This window comes from Streptomyces ambofaciens ATCC 23877 (assembly GCF_001267885.1).
Lineage (GTDB): Bacteria > Actinomycetota > Actinomycetes > Streptomycetales > Streptomycetaceae > Streptomyces > Streptomyces ambofaciens.
On sequence record NZ_CP012382.1, the window covers coordinates 2,709,751 to 2,728,517 of the forward strand.

Sequence of the window (18,767 nt, forward strand, 5' to 3'; positions counted from 1 at the left end):
GTGCCGTCGGACCGCGGCCGGTCCCGGCCGCGCCGAGGAGCCGGCGTCCGCCCGGCGCGTGCGGCGCGGCCGACGGCGGGTCACGAGGCGCCGGACCGTCGCGGTGACAGGGGGTCAGACCCGGTACGGACGCGGTGGATCGGCTCGAGGACGGGGTGACGCACCAGCGGTGACGATCGCTGTTACCCGGCTCCGATGGGCGTAAACGCGCATGTGATCCAGAACACACCACCTCGGCTGTTTCCCGCCTCCTCGCGCTTGATACAAATTGCCCGCGCGCACCTGTCCGTCGACGGTCGTCGCCCCCCTCCTCTCCTGAGTCCCTTTCGCACGCCCTGGGAACGCCCGTGTTCGCCCCCCGCACCACCCCCTGGCCCCTCGTCGCCCTTTTCACGGCCGGGTACCTTCCTCCGTATCTGCTGCCCACCACCGTCGGCAGACTCGACACCGGCCTTCCGCTGACCGCCACTCAGGCGGGCGCCGTCGGCAGTGCGCTCCTGCTGAGTTCGGCGACCGCCGGCTTCCTGCTGGCCTCCCGGATGCAGCGGATCGGCGCCCGGACACCGGCCCGCTTCGGGCTCGCCCTGGCCGTCCTCGGCTACGGCGCCGCCTCCCTCACCACCGCCGTCCCCGCCGTGGTCGCCGGCGCGGTGCTGGGCGGTCTCGGATCCGGTACGGCCATGACCGTCGCCGCCACCCGGATCGCCGCCGAGCGTGACCCCCACCGGGCCTCCACGCTGGGCCTGCTGACCGTCTCGGCGCTGGCCGGCGCGGTGTACCTGACGGTGCCTCACCTCGGCCGGGCGCACGGTCTGCCGCTGGCCGCGATCGCGCTGACCGCGCTCGCGGTGTGGCCGCTGACCGGCCGGCTGCCGGGACGGGCGGCCCCCTCCCCGGCCGCCCACGGCACCGGGAGCACCGCCCCGCTCCCCCGCCGCCGCTCGGGTCTGGTCCTCGCCGCGGCCGTGCTGTGCTGGTCCCTCGCGCAGAACTCCCTGTGGGGGGTCAGCGGCCGGATCGGCCTGACGCAGGCCGGACTCGGCGACGCCACGCTCGGGGTCGTGTTCGCCGTCGCCCTGGGCGCGGGTCTGCTGGGGGTGCTGGCGGCCGGCGCGCTCGGGCCGCGGCTCGGGCGTGCGATGCCCGTCGGGGCCGGGACGGTGATCATCGCCGGGTGCATCGCCCTGACCGCGTCGGCGACCACTCCCACCACCTTCGCGGCCGGGGAGATCGCCTGGAACACGCTGTACCCGGTCGTGCTGTCGTACCTGATCGGCCTGGCCGCCTCGCTCGACCCGCGGGGCCGCTGGGCGGTGCTCGTCGGGTCGGCGTCCTCCCTGGGCACGGCGGCCGGGCCGCTGACCGGCAGTGTGCTGTCCGCGCAGGCCGGATACCCGGTGATGGGCCTGGTGCTCGCCGCCGGTCTGCTCGTGGTCGCCGCGCCGATGACCGCCGTCGCCCTGCACACCGGCGGGCGCCCGCTGCTGCCCGGCACCGTCCGCCGCCGGGGCGGCACCCCGGCCGCCCTGGTCGCCGCCGCCACCGGCACGCCGAGCGGCGCCGTGCCGGAGATCGGCGCCGCGGAGCAGGCGGTCGTGGAGATCACCGTGGACGCACCGGCCGTCGCGGTCCAGCGTGCCTACGACACGGCGGGACCCCGGCAGGCGGCGGCCACACCGGGGTCCGGGGCGAGCTGACGGCGGTCGCGCGGGGCGGCGCGGGAACGCCGGGTGGCTAGCCGAAGCGGTACGCGTCGACCTCGGCGAGGTACCGCGCCCGCAGCTCCTCGTCGTCCTCCAGGAAGGAGGCGAGGAAGGAGTTGCGGGCCAGCTCCCGCAGCCGGTCCTCGGTGAGCCCGAGCGTCCGGCGCACGGCGTCGAAGTTGTCACCCGCGTAGCCGCCGAAGTAGGCCGGATCGTCGGAGTTCACCGTGCACATCAGTCCGGCGTCCAGCATGGCGGGCAGCGGATGGTCGGCGAGGGTGTCGACCGTCCGCAGCCGCACGTTGGACAGCGGGCACAGGGTGAGCGGGACGCGGTCGCGCACCAGCCGCTCGACCAGCGCCGGGTCCTCCAGGCAGCGCAGGCCGTGGTCGATCCGCTCGACGCCGAGGACGTCCAGGGCCTCGGTGACGTACTCCGGCGGCCCCTCCTCGCCCGCGTGCGCCACCCGCCGCAGCCCGAGGGCGGCGGCGGCCTCGTACACCTCGCGGAACTTCACCGGCGGATGGCCCACCTCGGCCGAGTCCAGGCCGACGCCGGTGATCCGGTCGAGGTGGGGCTCGGCGGCGTCGAGGGTCCGCAGCGCCGACTCGGCGGACTCGTCGCGCAGGAAGCACAGGATCAGCCGGGTGGAGACGCCGTGCCGCTCCCGGCTGCGGCCCAGCGCCCGCCACAGCCCCTCCACGACCGTGCCCATCTCCACGCCCCGGGCCAGGTGTGCCTGCGGGTCGAAGAAGATCTCCGCGTGCCGCACGCCCTGCGCGGCGGCGCGGGCGAGGTAGGCGTTCGCGAGGTCCTCGAAGTCGCGCTCGGTGCGCAGGACGGCCATGAGCTCGTAGTACAGGTTCAGGAAGGACTGGAGGTCCTCGAAGCGGTACGCCTCGCGCAGCGCGTCCGTGTCCGCGTACGGCAGGGTCACGCCGTTGCGGGCGGCCAGCTCGAAGGCCAGCTCGGGCTCCAGAGTGCCTTCGATGTGGAGGTGCAGTTCAGCTTTGGGCAGAGGCATCAGAGCATCGTACGGCGGTTTCACCGTCGTTTCGGAACCGGGACCCGGAGCAGGTCGTGGGCCACGGTCAGCTCGCCCTCGTAGCCGGCCGCCCGCGCCTGCCGCTCGAACTCCCCGGGGTCCGCGTAGCGCTGGCTGAAGTGGGTGAGCACCAGGTGCCGTACGCCCGCGTCCCGGGCGGCCCGTGCCGCCTGGCCGGCGGTCAGGTGGCCGTGGTCGGTGGCGAGGGTCTCGTCCTCGTCGAGGAAGGTGGACTCGATGACCAGCAGGTCGCAGTCCTCGGCGAGCGCGTGCACGCCCTCGCAGAGCCTGGTGTCCATGACGAACGCGAACCGCTGGCCGCGGCGGATCTCGCTGACCGCGTCGAGGGGGACGCCGTTCAGCGAGCCGTCGCGCTGGATGCGGCCGACGTCGGGGCCCTTGATGCCGTGCGCGGCCAGGCGGTCGGGCAGCATGCGGCGGCCGTCGGGCTCGGTCAGGCGGTAGCCGTACGACTCGACGGGGTGGGAGAGTCTGCGGGCGTCCAGGGTGTACCCGGGGGTGACCGCGAGGACGCCGTCGGTGTCGACCGGGGACTCGGTGAGGGCGACCGTCTCGCGGTAGGCGGTGGCGTACCGCAGGCGGTCGAAGAAGCGCTGCCCGGAGCGCGGGTAGTGGGCGGTGACCTCGTGCGGCACCCGGTCGAGGTTGACGCGCTGGATGACGCCGGCCAGGCCCAGGCTGTGGTCGCCGTGGAAGTGGGTGACGCAGATCCGGTTCAGGTCGTGGGCGGCGACCCCGGCGCGCAGCATCTGGCGCTGCGTGCCCTCGCCGGGGTCGAACAGGATGCCCTCGCCGTCCCAGCGCAGCAGGTAGCCGTTGTGGTTGCGGTGGCGGGTGGGGACCTGGCTGGCGGTGCCGAGGACGACCAGTTCACGTACGGACACGGCTGCCTATCCGGGGGGCCATTCGAGGCCGCGGCCGCCGAGGACGTGGGCGTGGGTGTGCCAGACGGTCTGGCCCGCGCCGCTGCCGGTGTTGAAGACGATGCGGTAGCTGTCCAGCTGCTCCTGGTCCGCGATCGCCTGGGTCTCGCGCAGGACGTCCGCCGCCAGTTCCGGAGCACCGGCGGCGAGCGCGGCCGCGTCCCGGTAGTGGGCCTTGGGGATCACCAGGACGTGCGTCGGCGCCTGGGGGTTGATGTCCCGGAAGGCGACGGTGGTGTCCGTCTCGCGGACGATCGTCGCGGGGATCTGGCCTGCGACGATCTTGCAGAACAGGCAGTCGTCCTGTGGTTCGCCCGCCATGGGGCCTCCTCGCACTGGAACACGGGTGCACCGGGTCACCGGTGATCTTCTTCGGGCATCGTATCGACCGGGTACGCCGGTCGGCCGCCGGCCGCCCGGGCGGGGCGGACCGGCCGCCGGCGGGTCGGGCTCGGTCCGCCGGCCGCCGGCCGCCGGGGCAGGGTCGGTTCGGCCGCCGGCGGCTCGGGCAGGGTCAGTCGGTCGCCGGCAGCTCGGGCAGGGACGGCGGGGTCTTCGCGGGGGTCTCCTCCAGCGCGGCCAGGGCCAGCCTGATCGCCTCGTCCAGCTGGGGGTCGCGGCCCGCCGCGTGGTCCTGGGGGCGTTGCGGGACCTCGACGTCGGGGTCGACGCCGTGGTTCTCCACGCCCCAGCCGTAGCCCTCCAGCCAGAAGGCGTACTTGGGCTGGGTGATCAGCGTCCCGTCGACCAGCCGGTAGCGGCTGTCGATGCCGATGACGCCGCCCCAGGTGCGGGTGCCGACGACCGGGCCGATACCGAGGGCCTTGATCGCCGCGTTGACGATGTCGCCGTCGGAGCCGGAGAACTCGTTGGCGACGGCGACGACCGGTCCGCGGGGCGCGTCCAGCGGGTAGCTCGACGGCCGCATGCCGCGCGGCAGGTCCCAGCCGACGATCCGCCGGGCCAGCTTCTCCACGACGAGCTGGGAGGTGTGCCCGCCGCGGTTCTCCCGGACGTCGACGACCAGGCCCTCCCGGACCACCTCGACGCGCAGGTCGCGGTGGAGCTGGGCCCAGCCGGCGCCGACCATGTCGGGCACGTGGAGGTAGCCGAGCCGGCCGCCGGAGCGCTCGTGGACGTAGGCGCGGCGGTCGGCGACCCAGGCGTGGTAGCGCAGCGGCTCCTCGTCGGCGAGGGGGACGACGACGGCGTGTCGCAGTTCGCCGCCGCCGGACGGGGAGACGGTCAGTTCGACCGGCTTGCCGGCGGTGCCGACCAGCAGCGGGCCCGGCCCGGTGACCGGGTCCACGGGTTGTCCGGCGACCGCGACGATCGCGTCCCCGGCGCGCACGGCGACTCCGGGCGCGGCGAGCGGGGAACGGGCCTCGGGGTCGGAGGTCTCCGAGGGCAGCACGCGGTCGATGCGCCAGGTCCCGTCCTCGTGGCGGGAGAGGTCGGCGCCGAGCAGGCCCTGCCGGGCGCCGGAGCCGTGGCCGCCGCGGGGGGTGACGTAGGCGTGCGAGGTGCCGAGTTCCCCGTGCACCTCCCAGAGGAGGTCGACCAGGTCGTCGTGGGTGGCGAGGCGGTCCAGGACGGGCCGGTAGCGGTCCAGGACGCCGTCCCAGTCGACGCCGTTCATGTCCGGCCGCCAGAAGTGGTCCCGCATGATGCGGCCGGTCTCGTCGAACATCTGCCGCCACTCGGCGGCCGGGTCGACCCGCTGCCGGACGCGGCCGAGGTCGACGGTGATGTTGGTGTCGCTGTCCTCGTCGCCGGAGGCCCGCCGGTCGCTCGGCACGACCTTGAGGCGTCCGTCGGTCCACAGCAGCACCCGCTTGCCGTCGCCGCTCACCTCGAAGTGGTCGGCGTCGCCGGCCAGGTGCTCGACGCGCTGCTGGGCGAGGTCGTAGCGCTCCAGCTCGGTGTGCGGGTCGGGGTCGTCCGGGGTGGCGCGGGAGGCGCCGAGGACACCGGTGACCGGATGGCGCAGCCACAGCACGCCGTCCTTGGCGGCGCGCAGCCCGGAGTAGCGGGCCGCCTCCACCGGGAAGGGCACGATGCGGTCGGCGAGGCCCTCGATGTCGATCCGGGTGGTCGGGGTGCCCTCGCTGTCGGGCGTCTCGTCCCGGTCCGGGGTCTCGAAGGGGCGGCCGTGGCGCTGCGGGCCGAAGGGCGACGGGGTGGTCGCGGCGAGGGTGATCAGGTAGGGGCGGGCGCCCTCGACGAAGGCCAGGTCGAAGACGTGCTCGTCGTAGACCGGGTCGAAGGAGCGGGTGGACAGGAAGGCGAGGTGCTTGCCGTCCAGGGTGAAGGCCGGCGAGTAGTCCTTGAAGCGCAGCGGGGTCGCCTCGGAGACCGACAGGTCGGTGGTGTTGGCGAGCTTGAGCTGGCGCAGCGGGTCGGGGCCGGGGTGGGACCAGGCGAGCCAGGCGGAGTCGGGCGAGAAGACCAGCCCGGAGGCGTCGCCGTTGTCGCTGCGGTCGACCTCGCGGACCTCGCCGGTCTCCCGTTCGACGAGCAGGACCCGGCCGTCGTGCGAGGCGACGGCGGCCCGGCTGCCGTCGGGGGCCATGGCGAGGGCGAGCACCCGGCCGAGCTGCCCGGCGGCGAGGCGCCGCGCGGTGGCGCCCGGCGCGAGGCCGGTGGCGGGCGCGAACTCCAGGGCGTCGTCGCCCTCGGCGTCCGTCACCCACGCCACCCACTCCTCGCCGTCGGCGCGGAAGGCGCGCGGCAGCCGGGTCCGTACGCCGGGCTGCGCGGCCAGCGCGCGGGCGGGTCCGGAGCGGTGGGTGACCCAGTGCACTCCCCCGCGTACGGCGACGGCGCTGCCGCGCGCGGTGTGGTCGGGGGACGCGGAGCCGAACCAGCGGGCCGCGTTCACCGGGTGGGCCCGGAGGTCGACGCGCGCGCCGCCGAGCCGGATCTCCAGCCGGCGCGGCTCGGCCCCGTCCAGGTCGTCCAGCGTCCACAGCTCACCGGCGCTGGAGTAGACGACGCGGGTGCCGTCGGTGGCGGCGTGCCGGGCGTAGAAGCCCCCGAGCGGTGTGTGGCGGCGCAGGTCGGAGCCGTCGGCGAGGGAGGAGTAGAGGGCTCCGGTGCCCTCGTGGTCGGAGAGGAACGCGATGCGGTCGCCGACCCAGAAGGGGTACTCGATGTTGCCGTCGAGGTCGCTGTGCAGCCGTACGAACTCGCCGTCGTCCTCCGCGTCGATCCACAGCTTGCCCGCCGTGCCGCCCCGGTAGCGCTTCCACCAGGCGGCCTCGCGGCCCATCGGCGCGGACAGCAGCACGGTGTGCGGGCCGTTCGCGACGTCGCCGACGGGCCCGTACGGCAGGGTGGTGGCCGGTCCGCCGTCGAGCGGGACGGCGCGGGCCCAGGAGCGGCGCAGGCTGGCCTGACCGTGACTGCTGAGGGCCAGGACCCTCCCGTCCGGGGTCCAGCCGCGGACCTGGGTCCTGATGCTGCCCCAGTGGGTGATGCGCTGGGCGGGGCCGCCGTCGACGGGGGCGATGTGCACCTCGGGGGCGCCGTCGCGGGTGGAGGTCCAGGCGACCGTGGTGCCGTCGGGCGAGACGCGCGGATGGTTCACCGGCACGTTGTCGGCGCTGACCCGCCAGGCCCGGCCGCCGTCGAGCGGCGCGAGCCACACGTCGTCCTCGGCGGTGAAGGCGACCAACTCGCCGTGCGGGTGCGGAAAACGGAGGTAGGCAGACGCTGCGGACTGTGTCACCCCCTCACCCTATGCAGGGGTGCCGTCCGCCGACAGAGGTTCGGATCACTTGCCGGTCACCCGCCCGCCCGGACTATTTGCCCTGCACCGGACGGCAGTGCGGGTCGTCCGGACACCAGATGGTCCGGGTGACCGTCACGGTGGGTCCCGGCCCCTGCTGCGAGGGCCGGCCGGCCGGCGGAGCGCTCGTGGCGTCGCAGTTCCCGAGCCCCTTGACCCGGAACCACTCCTTGCCGCCCACCTTCGCGGTCAGGTCACCGCGCACGCAGGCGCCGTTGACGACCCGGGTCACCTCGCCGTCCACGGTGATGTCCTTCCCGTCGTCGGTCTTGCCCTTGCAGTCGACCGAGGCGACGGTGTCCTCGCCCGCCGACGCCGTGGAACCGTCGTCCCCGTACGAGGCGGTGCAGGTGAGCCACCGCACCTGGGCCTTCTGCCGCTGCAGTTCGCGCGTGACCGTCTGGTCGGTCGTGTACGCCACGGACGCGGAACTGAGCCCGCCCGGGTCGCACGCGCCGACACCGGCGACGGCGACGACCGCGCCGACGACCACCGGAGCCACACGCCGGATCCGTCTCGATGCCCCCATGGAGGGCAGCGTGCCACCGGCGCGAGGCCGGCGGTAGGGCGCATACGGCCACTCCTCACTACCGTGGGCGGATGGGCCGTGACCGAAGGCAGCGCAGGCTCGTCGTGGACGAGCGGACGACGTACCACTGGAGCCACCGGCAGAAGCGGGGACGGGACGGCGTCCGGCGCGACGCGCTGACCCTGTACCGCGACGGCGACGGCGACGGCGTCCGCGTCCGGTTCGTCTTCCTGCCGGGCGGCCCTGACTCGGGCCGCCTCACCTCCGAGGGCCACCACTGGTTCGAGGGCTGTGTGGCGGACGGCCGCGGCAACCTGCTCAACCAGCGCGAACCCGGCGTCGTGAGGGCCCTGGTGGACGAGGCCGACCGGCGCGGCCTGCTGCCCGCCCCCGGCGGCGCCCCGGTGGAACTGGACGGCTGGGACCTGTTCCCGGCGGTCGCCGCCGCCCGCGCAGCTGACGGTCGCCGGCTGACGGCTGACGGCTGACGGCTGACGGCTGACGGCTGACGGCTGACGGCTGACGGCTGACGGCTGACGGCTGACGGGACCGTCAGGACCGGCGGCCCGGACCGTCAGGACCAGCGGCCGGTACGGGCCAGGAGGACGGCGGTCGCGGCGGTACCCGCGGTGGAGGTGCGCAGGACGCTGCGGCCCAGACGGTAGGCCTGGGCGCCGGCCGCGGCGAAGAGCGCCAACTCCTCGGGGGACACGCCCCCTTCGGGTCCGACGACCAGCACGATGTCGCCGGAGGCGGGCAGTTCGGCGGCTGCCAGGGGCTCGTCGCCGCTCTCGTGGAGTACGGCCGCGAAGTCGGCGTCGGCCAGAAGTGAGACAACCTGCTTGCTCGTCGCTGCGTCCGCGACGTCGGGGAAGCGGACCCGGCGGGACTGCTTGCCGGCCTCCCGGGCCGTCGCCCGCCACTTGCCGAGCGCCTTCAGGCCGCGCTCGCCCTTCCACTGGGTGATGCAGCGGGACGCCGCCCAGGGCACGATCGCGTCGACGCCGACCTCGGTCATCGTCTCGACGGCCAGCTCGCCGCGGTCGCCCTTGGGCAGGGCCTGCACGACGGTGAGGCGGGGCCGTTCCGCGGGCTCCTCGTGGACGCTCTCCAGGTCGGTGACGACGAGGCGGTCCTTGCCCTCGGCGGCCTTCACCACGCCCTCGGCCCAGCGTCCGCGTCCGTCGGTGAGGACGACGTCCTCGCCGGCGCGCAGCCGCTTCACGGAGACGGCGTGCCGCCCCTCCGGGCCGTCCAGGACGTACTCCCCGCCGGGCAGGTCGCCCGGCCGGAGCGAGTCGACCACGAACACCGGTGCCGTCATCGGCCCGTACCTCCCGTCGCGAAGCCCGACAAGCCCGACAACGCTGTCCCGGCGGCGGCGAGTTCGGCCACCAGCACCTCCACCAGCTGCCCGGCGGGCAGTTCCCGGGCCATCCGGTGGCCCTGCCCCGCCCACAGCGCCATGCCCTGCGCGTCGCCCGCCTTCGCCGCCGCCTTGCGCAGCGGCGCGGTGAGGTGGTGGACGTCCGGGTAGGCGGCGGGTGCGTAGGGGCCGTGCTCGCGCAGGAAGCGGTTGACCAGGCCGCGCGCGGGGCGCCCGGAGAAGGCCCGGGTCAGTTCGGTGCGCACGAACAGGGGGTTGGTCAGGGCCTGCTTGTGCAGGGCGTGCGCGCCGGACTCCGGAGTGGCGAGGAAGGCGGTGCCGAGCTGGGCCGCGCTCGCGCCGGCCGCGAGGACGGCGGCGATCTGACCACCGCGCATGATGCCGCCGGCGGCGACGACGGGCAGGCTCACCGCCTCCCGGACCTGCGCGACCAGGGACAGCAGTCCGGTGCCGGTACCGCCCGTCTCCGGGTGGTCGCGGTGGGTGCCCTGGTGTCCGCCGGCCTCGGCGCCCTGCGCGATCACCGCGTCGGCGCCGGACCGCTCGACGGCCCTGGCCTCCTCGGCGGTGGTCGCCGTGACCAGGGCGAAGGTGCCGACGCGGTGCAGGGAGTCGACGACCTCGCGGCTCGGGACGCCGAAGTGGAACGACACCACCGGCACCGGGTTGTCCAGCAGCACCGCGAGCTTGGTGTCGTATCCGTCGTCGCGGCCGCTGTCGGGGTCGCCCAGCTCCGTCTCGTACCAGGCGGCCTCGCCGGCGAGCTGGTGGGCGTAGAGGCCGACGGCGGCGGCGTTCGTGGACGCGGCGTCGGCCGCCCCACAGGGGCCGGTGCCGGGTGTCTCGGGCTGCGGCATGAAGAGGTTGACGCCGAAGGGGCGGCTCGTCAGCCCCCGCAGCTGCTTGATCTCCTGGTACATCCCGTCCGCGGTCTTGTACCCGGCGGCCAGGAATCCCAGCCCTCCCGCCTCGCAGACCGCGGCGGCGAGCTGCGGCACGGAGACGCCGCCCGCCATGGGCGCCTGCACGATCGGGTAGGGGAAGAGATCGGTCAGTGCGGAGGACATGACGGCATGTTGTCACGTCCTCCGAACAAGTCCGAATCCGGGCTTCCGTCGGCATACGCCAGGAGCATCCGCACCGCGGAGCCCCTGGCGGCACCCGGACCGGCACCCACGCGGCACGCGGCCGGCGCCCGGATCAACGCCCGTTGAAGGCATCCTTCAGACGGGAGAACAGCCCCTGCTGCCCCGGCTGGAACTGCCCCTGGGGGCGTTCCTCGCCGCGCAGCTTGGCCAGCTCGCGCAGGACGCGCTCCTGCTCGGTGTCGAGCTTGGTGGGCGTGGTGACCTCGACGTGCACGATGAGGTCGCCCCGGCCACCGCCGCGCAGGTGGGTGACGCCGCGGCCGTGCAGCGGGATCGACTGGCCGGACTGGGTGCCCGGGCGGATGTCGACCTCCTCCACGCCGTCGAGGGTCTCCAGCGGCACCTTGGTGCCGAGGGCCGCCGCCGTCATCGGGATGGTGACCGTGCAGTGCAGGTCGTCGCCGCGGCGCTGGAAGGTCGAGTGCGGCAGCTCGTGGATCTCGACGTACAGGTCGCCGGCGGGGCCGCCGCCGGGTCCGACCTCGCCCTCGCCCGCGAGCTGGATACGCGTGCCGTTGTCGACACCGGCCGGGATCTTCACGGTCAGCGTGCGCCGGGAGCGCACCCGGCCGTCGCCCGCGCACTCCGGGCACGGGGTCGGGACCACGGTGCCGAAGCCCTGGCACTGGGGGCAGGGCCGGGAGGTCATGACCTGGCCCAGGAAGGACCGGGTGACCTGCGAGACCTCACCGCGGCCGCGGCACATGTCACACGTCTGGGCCGAGGTGCCGGGGGCCGCGCCCTCGCCGTTGCAGGTGTTGCAGACGACGGCCGTGTCGACCTGGATGTCCTTCGTCGTGCCGAAGGCGGCCTCGTCCAGCTCGATCTCGATGCGGATCATCGCGTCCTGGCCCCGGCGGGTGCGCGAGCGCGGTCCGCGCTGCGACGCCGTGCCGAAGAACGCGTCCATGATGTCCGAGAAGTTCCCGAAGCCACCCGCGCCGAAGCCGCCCGCGCCGCCGCCGGCCTGCGAGAGGGGGTCGCCCCCGAGGTCGTAGACCTGCTTCTTCTGCGGGTCCGACAGCACCTCGTAGGCGGCGTTGATCTCCTTGAACCGCTCCTGGGTCTTCGGATCGGGGTTGACGTCCGGGTGCAGCTCGCGGGCGAGCCTCCGGAACGCCTTCTTGATCTCGTCCTGGGAAGCGTCGCGGCGCACGCCGAGTACGGCGTAGTAGTCCGTGGCCACCTACGACTCCGCCAGGATCTGTCCGACGTACCGTGCCACTGCGCGTACCGCTCCCATCGTTCCCGGGTAGTCCATGCGGGTCGGTCCGACCACGCCGAGCTTGGCAACCGCCTCGCCGCCCGAACCGTAGCCCACCGACACGACGGACGTGGAGTTGAGTCCCTCGTGGGCGTTCTCGTGACCGATACGGACGGTCACGCCCGGATCCTTCGCCTCGCCGAGCAGCTTGAGGAGCACGACCTGCTCCTCCAGCGCCTCGAGGACGGGTCGGATCACCAAGGGGAAGTCGTGCCCGAAGCGGGTCAGATTGGCGGTGCCGCCGATCATGAGCCGCTCCTCGTTCTCCTCGACCAGCGTCTCCAGCAGGGTGGAGAGCACGGTGGAGACCGTACCGCGATCCTCGGCCTCGAAGGCCTCCGGCAGATCCTCGAGCAGGCTCGGGACGTCCGTGAAGCGACGTCCGGCGACCCGGCTGTTGAGCCGCGCGCGCAGGTCCGCCAGGGACGACTCCCCGAAGGGCGCCGGGCAGTCGACCATCCGCTGCTCGACCCGCCCGGTGTCCGTGATCAGCACCAGCATCAGGCGCGCGGGCGCCAGCGCCAGCAGCTCCACGTGCCGCACGGTCGAGCGGGTCAGCGACGGGTACTGCACGACGGCGACCTGCCGGGTCAGCTGCGCGAGCAGCCGCACCGTACGGGCCACCACGTCGTCGAGGTCGACGGCGCCCTCCAGGAAGTTCTGGATGGCGCGCCGCTCGGGCGCGGTCATCGGCTTGACGCCGGCCAGCTTGTCGACGAAGAGCCGGTAGCCCTTGTCGGTCGGGATGCGCCCGGCGCTGGTGTGCGGCTGGGCGATGAACCCCTCGTCCTCCAGGGCCGCCATGTCATTGCGCACGGTGGCCGGGGAGACGCCGAGGTTGTGCCGCTCGGTGAGGGCCTTGGAGCCGACGGGCTCCTCGGTGCCGACGTAGTCCTGGACGATGGCGCGCAGCACCTTCAGCCTGCGTTCACTGAGCATCGCGCACACCTCCAGAAGTCGTCCGCCCGGTGTTCCTCCTGGCACTCACCGTTGACGAGTGCCAGACTTCCCCGGCCCAGTGTACGGCCGTGGGGTACGCCCCCGGCAAGGCCGGTGCCACGCGGCCGTGCGCGCGGGTGCCGCACCGCTAGCGTCGTCGTCGTGACGGTGACTTGGGAAGACCTGGGATGGGAGCGGCTGGCGGCCGGGGTGGGCCGGTGCCGGCTGCCGGTGTGGGACTGCACGGCGGGGCTGGTCGTCGGCGCGGGCGCGGCACTGCTCGTGGACACCGGGTCGAGCCTCGGCGAGGGTGCCCGGCTGCGTGCGCGGGCGGAGCGGCTCGCCGGTCACCGTGTGACGCATCTCGCGCTGACCCACCCGCACTTCGACCACGTCTTCGGCGCGGCGGCGTTCGCGGGCGTGGAGGTCCACGGCGCGGCGGGCATCGGGGCGGTGCTCGCGCGGGGCGGACAGGGGCGGGAGGCGCTGCTCTCCGACGCGGTGGCCGAGGGGCTGGACGCGGGGGCGGCCGAGGAGGCGGCCGACGCGCTGGTCCGCGTCCACCGCGAGGTCGCCGGCGAGTGCGCGCTCGACCTGGGCGGCGGCCGGCGGGTGCTGCTGGCCGACGTGGGGCCGGGGCACACCGGCCAGGACCTCGCGGTGCTGGTGCCGGGCGACCCCCCGGTCGTGTTCTGCGGCGACCTGGTCGAGGAGTCCGGCGAGCCGCAGGCGGGCCCGGACGCCGTGCCCTCACGCTGGCCGGCCGCCCTGGACCGGCTGCTCGCCCTGGGCGGTGCGGACGCGCTGTACGTGCCCGGCCACGGAGCGGTGGTGGACGCGGCGTTCGTCCGGTCCCAACGGGAGGCGCTGGCCGCGCGTTTCGGCGTGTCGCGCTGATCACGGGCGGCGGATTCCTCGTATCGTCCTCAGAATGCGCCAGTACTCCGCCGACCTGACCCCTCCGTGGAAGAAATCGCAGCCGGTACCGGAGGTCCCGGCCGACCCCGGCCTGGTGGTCGAGGAGCCCGGCACCGGGTTCTGCGGGGCGGTGACCGGCTGCGAGGCGGGCACGGTGACCCTGGAGGACCGCTTCGGCAAGCGCCGGGCCTTCCCGATGGAGCCGCGCGGCTTCCTGCTGGAGGGGCGGGTGGTGACGCTGGTGCGACCGTCGTCCGGTCCGGCACGGCCCACGCGTACGGCGTCCGGCTCCGTCGCCGTTCCCGGCGCGCGCGCCCGGGTGGCCCGTGCCGGGCGGATCTACGTCGAGGGGCGGCACGACGCCGAGCTGGTCGAGAAGGTGTGGGGCGACGACCTGCGCATCGAGGGTGTCGTCGTGGAGTACCTGGAGGGCGTGGACGACCTGCCGTCGATCGTCGCCGAGTTCGCGCCGGGGCCGGACGCGCGGCTGGGCGTCCTGGTGGACCACCTGGTGCCGGGATCCAAGGAGTGGCGGATCGCGCAGGACGTGACGAGCGAGCACGCGCTGGTGGTGGGCCACCCCTACATCGACGTCTGGGAGGCGGTGAAGCCGGCGTCGGTCGGCATCGAGGCCTGGCCCCGGGTGCCGCGCGGGCAGGACTGGAAGACGGGGGTGTGCCGGGCACTGGGGTGGCCGTCCGAGAACACCGGGGCGGTGTGGCAGGCGATCCTGGCGCGGGTGGGGTCGTACAAGGACCTGGAGCCCGAGCTGCTGGGAAGTGTGGAACGTCTCATCGATCACGTCACCGCACCCTGAGCGCCGTCCCGTCGTCGGCGGAGGCGACCGGCAGAGGCGACCTGGCGGACTCTCTCCACCGCCGCGGAGACGGTCCGTCGATGAGCTCGTCCCCTCGGCCGAACGGTTCCCGCTCCCCGCCGACGCGGGGATCGACCCCTAGTCCACCAGGTCCCGCACCACGGCGTCCGCGAGCAACCGCCCCCGCAGGGTGAGCACCGCGCGCCCGTCCTCGTACGGCCCCTCCTGGAGGAGCCCGTCCGACAGCGCACGGCGCGAGGCCGCGAGGCCCTCCTCCCTGAGCAGGGTCAGCGGCGCCCCCTCGCGGAGCCGCAGCTCCAGCAGGATGCGCTCCACGCGGCGGTCCTCGTCCGTGAGGATCTCCCGGCCGGCTCCCGGGGAGCGCCCCGCCGCCAGGGCGCCCGCATACGCCCCCGGGTGCTTCACGTTCCACCAGCGCACCCCGCCCACGTGGGAGTGGGCTCCCGGCCCGGCGCCCCACCAGTCGGCGCCCCGCCAGTACAGCTCGTTGTGCAGGCAGCGCCCGGCCTCCGACGTGGCCCAGTTCGACACCTCGTACCAGTCGAAGCCCGCTGCCGACAGCCGCTCCTCCGCGATCAGGTACCGGTCGGCGTGGACGTCGTCGTCGGTCATCGGGACCTCGCCGCGCCGGATGCGGCGGGCCAGCTGGGTGCCCTCCTCGACGATCAGGGCGTACGCGGAGACGTGGTCGGGTCCGGCGCCGAGCGCGGCGTCGAGGGTCGCGCGCCAGTCGTCGTCGGACTCACCGGGAGTGCCGTAGATCAGGTCCAGGTTGACGTGGTCGAAGCCGGCCGCGCGGGCCTCCGCGACGCACGCCTCCGGGCGGCCCGGGGTGTGGGTGCGGTCCAGCACCCTCAGAACGTGCTGCCGCGCGCTCTGCATGCCGAACGAGACCCGGTTGAAGCCGCCCTCCCGCAGGGTGGCGAGGTACGCCGGGTCGACGGACTCGGGGTTGGCCTCCGTCGTCACCTCGGCGTCCGCGGCGAGGCCGAACTCCTCGCGGACCGCCCCCAGCATCCGTACCAGGTCGTCGGCGGCCAGCAGGGTGGGCGTACCGCCGCCGACGAAGACCGTGCGGACCTCGCGGGGGTCGTCGCCGAGGACCTTGCGGGCGAGACGGACCTCGTCGACGAGCGTCTGCGCGTAGTTGTCCCGGGAGGCGAGGACGCCGCCGGTGCCGCGCAGCTCGGTGGCGGTGTAGGTGTTGAAGTCGCAGTATCCGCAGCGGGTCGCGCAGTACGGGACGTGCAGGTAGAAACCGAGGGGTCGGTCGGCGGCGGCGAGCGCGGACGCCGGGAGGGCGCCGTCGGAGGGGACGGGTTCGCCGTCGGGCAGTGCGGAGGGCATGCGTTCCATTGTCCCGCACCCGCCTCGTGCCCCGGGCCGTCACTCCGCCTGGAGCACCAGCAGCGCCAGATCGTCCTCCGGGGGCCGGGCCCCGAACTCGTGCACCAGCCGCTTGATGCGCTCCGCGACCAGGCCGGCGCCGAGCCCCGCGCATCCGGCGAGCGCCTCCGCGAGCCCGTCCCCGTCGTCGAACTGGCGGGAGCCGCTGCGCCGCTCGGTGACCCCGTCCGTGACGCACAGCAGGGTGTCGCCGGAGCTCAGGTCGAAGGTCTCGCTGGTGTACGTCGCGTCCTCGACGACCCCGAGCAGCGTCTGCGGCTGCGCGACCGCGTGGACGGTGCCGTCGGGCCCGAGGAGCAGGGGCAGCGGGTGCCCGGCGGAGGCCAGGGTGCAGCGCACGCCCCCCGCGAAGGGGACCAGCTCGCCGTAGAGGAGGGACAGGAAGCGGGTCTGCGGTCCGTCGCCCGGGGCAACCGGACGGCCGCCGACGGCGACCAGGGCGCGCGCGGCGGCGTCGGCGGCCTCGGTGGCGTCGTCGAGGAGCAGCTGGTTGAGGCGGTCGAGGACGTCGGGGACGCCGTACCCCTCGCGGGCCAGCAGCCGCAGCCAGGGCCGGGCGAGCCCGATGACGACGGCGGCCTCGGGGCCCTTGCCCTGGACGTCGCCGACGGCGAAGCACCAGCGGCCGTCGCCGGCCGGGAAGAGGTCGTAGAAGTCGCCGCTGGGGCCGCCCTTGTCGCACGGTTCGTAGACGAGGGCGCTGCGCACGCCGGGGATCTCCGCGACGGCACCGGGCAGCAGGCCGCGCTGCAGGACGGCGCTGATGGTGGCCTGCCGGGCGTACTGGCGGGCGGCGCCGATGGCGAGCGCCACCCGGCGACTGAGATCCTCGACGAGGCCGCTGATCTCGTCGGGGAAGCGGGAGGTGCCGGACCGTCCGATGACCAAGGTGCCCAGCGGCCGGCCGCCCGCGACCAGGCGGTAGGCGAGCGCGGCGCCCTGCGCGCCGTCCGCGCCGAGCCCCTCCGCGGGCCAGGGGTGGTCGACGGGGCCGGAACGCCACGGGTCGCGCGGGCGGGGCGGGTCCTTCTCCAGGACCCGGCGCAGCTCCTCGATGTGGCTCTCGCTGCCGTGCCAGACGCGGGCCAGCCGCGCGCCGACGGCCGAGCCCGGGTCGTCGCTCCACGCCCCCCGGCCGAGGGACTCGTCCTCCAGCCACACGGCGCACCAGTCGGCGAGCCGCGGCACGATCAGCTGGCCGGTGAGGGAGGCGACCAGGTCCTCGTCGAGTTGGCCGGCCAGGAGGTCGGAGGCCTCGGCGAGGAAGGACAGGGCGCCGCGTCCCAGCCACTCCCGGTCGCGGAGGCCGCGCGGTCCGGCGGCCGCCTCCACGTCCCACCAGAACGGCCACTGCGGGGGGTGCGACCGGTCGGCGTCCCCCTCGCGCCCCGGGTGCTCCGGTGCCTCCCCCGGCCCCGTCGAACCGACCCCCGGGCCGGGCGGGGCGCCTTCCGCGCCGGGCGAGGTGCTTTGCGGGGCGGGCGGGGTGACTTGCGGGGCGGACGGGGTGACACGCGGGGCGGGCGAGGTCCTTTGCGGGGTGGGCGAAGTGCCGTCCGGGCCGGACCGAACGCCCTTCGGCCCGCGTCGGCCGCCCTCCGTACCGGACGGGAGGATCTCGATCGGAGCATCCGACGGTCCCCGCGAATCCGACGGGCCGCCCGTCGGGCCTGGCGGGACGCCCCCCGTGTCCGGCGGGACGCCGTCCGTGTCCGGCGGGACGCCGTCCGGGCACTCCGGTCCGCCCGGGGAGTCCGGGACGCCGGGGACATCCGGGGCGTCCGGGCCCCCCGGGGCGGGCGAACCCTGTGCGCCGTGTGCGCTGTGTGCGCCGTGCGGGCCGTGCGGGCCGTCCGGACCATGCGGGCTGTGCTGGCCGTCGGCACCGTCCCTTCCCTTCGTGCCGTACGGGCGGTCCGAGCCGTCCCGGCCTCCCAGGCCGTCCCCGCCGACCGAGCCGTCCGCGGCGGTGCGGACGTCCGGGGCGGTGCGGACGTCCGGGGCGGTGCGGACGTCGGGGGCGGTGCGGACGTCGGGGGTCGGCGGGCCGTCCGGGCTCTCGGGCCTCTCTCCCGCTTCCGCGACCGGCGTACCGCCGCGCCGCCACCCCCGTCCCCCGGCGTACGCCTCGGTCTGCTCGGTGACGTCGGTGCCGGCCGCCGGCAGCCGCGCCCATACCGTCTTGGTGCCCGGCCGGTACGTGATGCCCCAGGCCTCCGAGAGCGCGGCGACGAGCCGCAGGCCGCGTCCGTACTCGGCGATCTCCTGCGGTGTCTCGTGATGGCCGCCCCGAGGCGCGCGGGAGGGGTGGTGGTCCGTGGCCTCGACGACGAGGGTGCCCGTCTCCTCCAGCCGGCAGACCACCTCGACGTCGGTGCCGGCGTGGACGACGGCGTTGGTGACCAGCTCGCTGACCGCCACCAAGGCGTCGGCGACGAGGTGCTCCGTCAGCTGGTCCGTGCCGGGCAGGCCGAGCGAGGACCAGTCGGCCAGCGCGTCCCGCACCATCTCGCGGGCCGCGCCCGGCGCCAGGGAACTTCCGAGCAGGGTCACGTGCGCCAGCGCACACCCCGGGACTGACGCCTCGGCAGCGTGCGCCGGCGCCCCGCTTGCGCGGGAGACGGTCTCCCGTTGCGTAGGAATGGCCCCCATGGACGGCTCCCCGGGCAGTTCGTGCGAGTACTTCGCAGTCGATGCCGACAGAGTGACAGACCGAGCCCGTCCATAAGCGCCGAGTTACCGAAGTCGGCCGCCACGAGTGAGAACCGTGCTAGGCGAACGCTCGAAGACGGCCCGAAGAGGTCCCCTAGAGGTCCCGAAGACGGACAGGTCCGGGCATCGGCCGGGCGGACGCG

General features: G+C 74.8%; 15 protein-coding genes. 4 read left to right on the plus strand and 11 right to left on the minus strand.

Translation table 11 applies throughout. The annotated features are described in order from the left end of the window. Positions 1-347 precede the first annotated feature (347 nt). Complete coding sequence (locus SAM23877_RS12195) at positions 348-1,697, plus strand: MFS transporter (RefSeq protein ID WP_053130597.1); 1,350 nt, start codon at positions 348-350, stop codon at positions 1,695-1,697. A gap of 37 nt (positions 1,698-1,734) precedes the next feature. Here SAM23877_RS12195 and SAM23877_RS12200 read toward each other — a convergent pair whose 3' ends face one another. From SAM23877_RS12200 to SAM23877_RS12220, 5 genes are all read right to left on the minus strand, one after another. Then, the gene (locus SAM23877_RS12200; protein WP_053130600.1) at positions 1,735-2,727 is read right to left on the minus strand and encodes an adenosine deaminase; all 993 of its coding nucleotides are present in this window, start codon (positions 2,725-2,727) and stop codon (positions 1,735-1,737) included. A 20-nt stretch (positions 2,728-2,747) separates the two neighbouring features. After that, the gene (locus SAM23877_RS12205) at positions 2,748-3,653 is read right to left on the minus strand and encodes a ribonuclease Z (protein WP_053130602.1); all 906 of its coding nucleotides are present in this window, start codon (positions 3,651-3,653) and stop codon (positions 2,748-2,750) included. A gap of 6 nt (positions 3,654-3,659) precedes the next feature. After that, on the minus strand, positions 3,660-4,013 hold the full coding sequence (locus SAM23877_RS12210) for a histidine triad nucleotide-binding protein (protein ID WP_053130611.1): 354 nt from the start codon (positions 4,011-4,013) through the stop codon (positions 3,660-3,662). A gap of 193 nt (positions 4,014-4,206) precedes the next feature. Continuing rightward, the gene (locus SAM23877_RS12215) at positions 4,207-7,422 is read right to left on the minus strand and encodes a S41 family peptidase (RefSeq protein ID WP_053130616.1); all 3,216 of its coding nucleotides are present in this window, start codon (positions 7,420-7,422) and stop codon (positions 4,207-4,209) included. A 73-nt stretch (positions 7,423-7,495) separates the two neighbouring features. Further along, on the minus strand, positions 7,496-8,011 hold the full coding sequence (locus SAM23877_RS12220) for a hypothetical protein (RefSeq protein WP_079030158.1): 516 nt from the start codon (positions 8,009-8,011) through the stop codon (positions 7,496-7,498). A gap of 71 nt (positions 8,012-8,082) precedes the next feature. Between SAM23877_RS12220 and SAM23877_RS12225 the strand changes: the two genes are divergently transcribed. Beyond that, positions 8,083-8,499: a hypothetical protein gene (locus SAM23877_RS12225; RefSeq protein WP_063796777.1), complete on the plus strand. Its 417-nt coding sequence runs from the start codon at positions 8,083-8,085 to the stop codon at positions 8,497-8,499. Positions 8,500-8,585: 86 nt separating this feature from the next. On the opposite strand, the gene SAM23877_RS12230 is transcribed toward SAM23877_RS12225, so the two are convergent. The 4 genes from SAM23877_RS12230 to hrcA all read right to left on the minus strand — a co-directional run bounded on the left by SAM23877_RS12230 (position 8,586) and on the right by hrcA (position 12,749). After that, positions 8,586-9,335 (minus strand): 16S rRNA (uracil(1498)-N(3))-methyltransferase, encoded by a 750-nt coding sequence (locus SAM23877_RS12230; RefSeq protein ID WP_053130635.1) that lies wholly within the window; start codon positions 9,333-9,335, stop codon positions 8,586-8,588. Then, entirely contained in the window at positions 9,332-10,465 is a 1,134-nt protein-coding gene (locus tag SAM23877_RS12235) for a nitronate monooxygenase (protein ID WP_053130644.1), read from the minus strand. The genes SAM23877_RS12230 and SAM23877_RS12235 overlap by 4 nt, the downstream gene beginning before the upstream one ends. Before the next feature lie 133 nt (positions 10,466-10,598). After that, the gene (dnaJ, locus tag SAM23877_RS12240) at positions 10,599-11,732 is read right to left on the minus strand and encodes a molecular chaperone DnaJ (protein WP_053130653.1); all 1,134 of its coding nucleotides are present in this window, start codon (positions 11,730-11,732) and stop codon (positions 10,599-10,601) included. Further along, entirely contained in the window at positions 11,733-12,749 is a 1,017-nt protein-coding gene (gene hrcA, locus SAM23877_RS12245; RefSeq protein WP_053130657.1) for a heat-inducible transcriptional repressor HrcA, read from the minus strand. It abuts the gene before it with no gap. Positions 12,750-12,911: 162 nt separating this feature from the next. Between hrcA and SAM23877_RS12250 the strand changes: the two genes are divergently transcribed. Both SAM23877_RS12250 and SAM23877_RS12255 read left to right on the plus strand, forming a co-directional pair. Next, a complete protein-coding gene (locus tag SAM23877_RS12250; protein WP_053130660.1) occupies positions 12,912-13,646 on the plus strand; it encodes an MBL fold metallo-hydrolase in 735 nt (244 codons plus the stop codon). 34 nt (positions 13,647-13,680) lie between these two features. Then, complete coding sequence (locus tag SAM23877_RS12255) at positions 13,681-14,484, plus strand: DUF3097 domain-containing protein (protein WP_053130663.1); 804 nt, start codon at positions 13,681-13,683, stop codon at positions 14,482-14,484. 138 nt (positions 14,485-14,622) lie between these two features. On the opposite strand, the gene hemW is transcribed toward SAM23877_RS12255, so the two are convergent. Further along, positions 14,623-15,852, minus strand: coding sequence for a radical SAM family heme chaperone HemW (gene hemW, locus SAM23877_RS12260; protein WP_053142388.1), 1,230 nt, complete (start codon positions 15,850-15,852; stop codon positions 14,623-14,625). Positions 15,853-15,891: 39 nt separating this feature from the next. Further along, a complete protein-coding gene (locus SAM23877_RS41175) occupies positions 15,892-18,420 on the minus strand; it encodes a SpoIIE family protein phosphatase (protein WP_342342869.1) in 2,529 nt (842 codons plus the stop codon). Positions 18,421-18,767 lie beyond the last annotated feature (347 nt).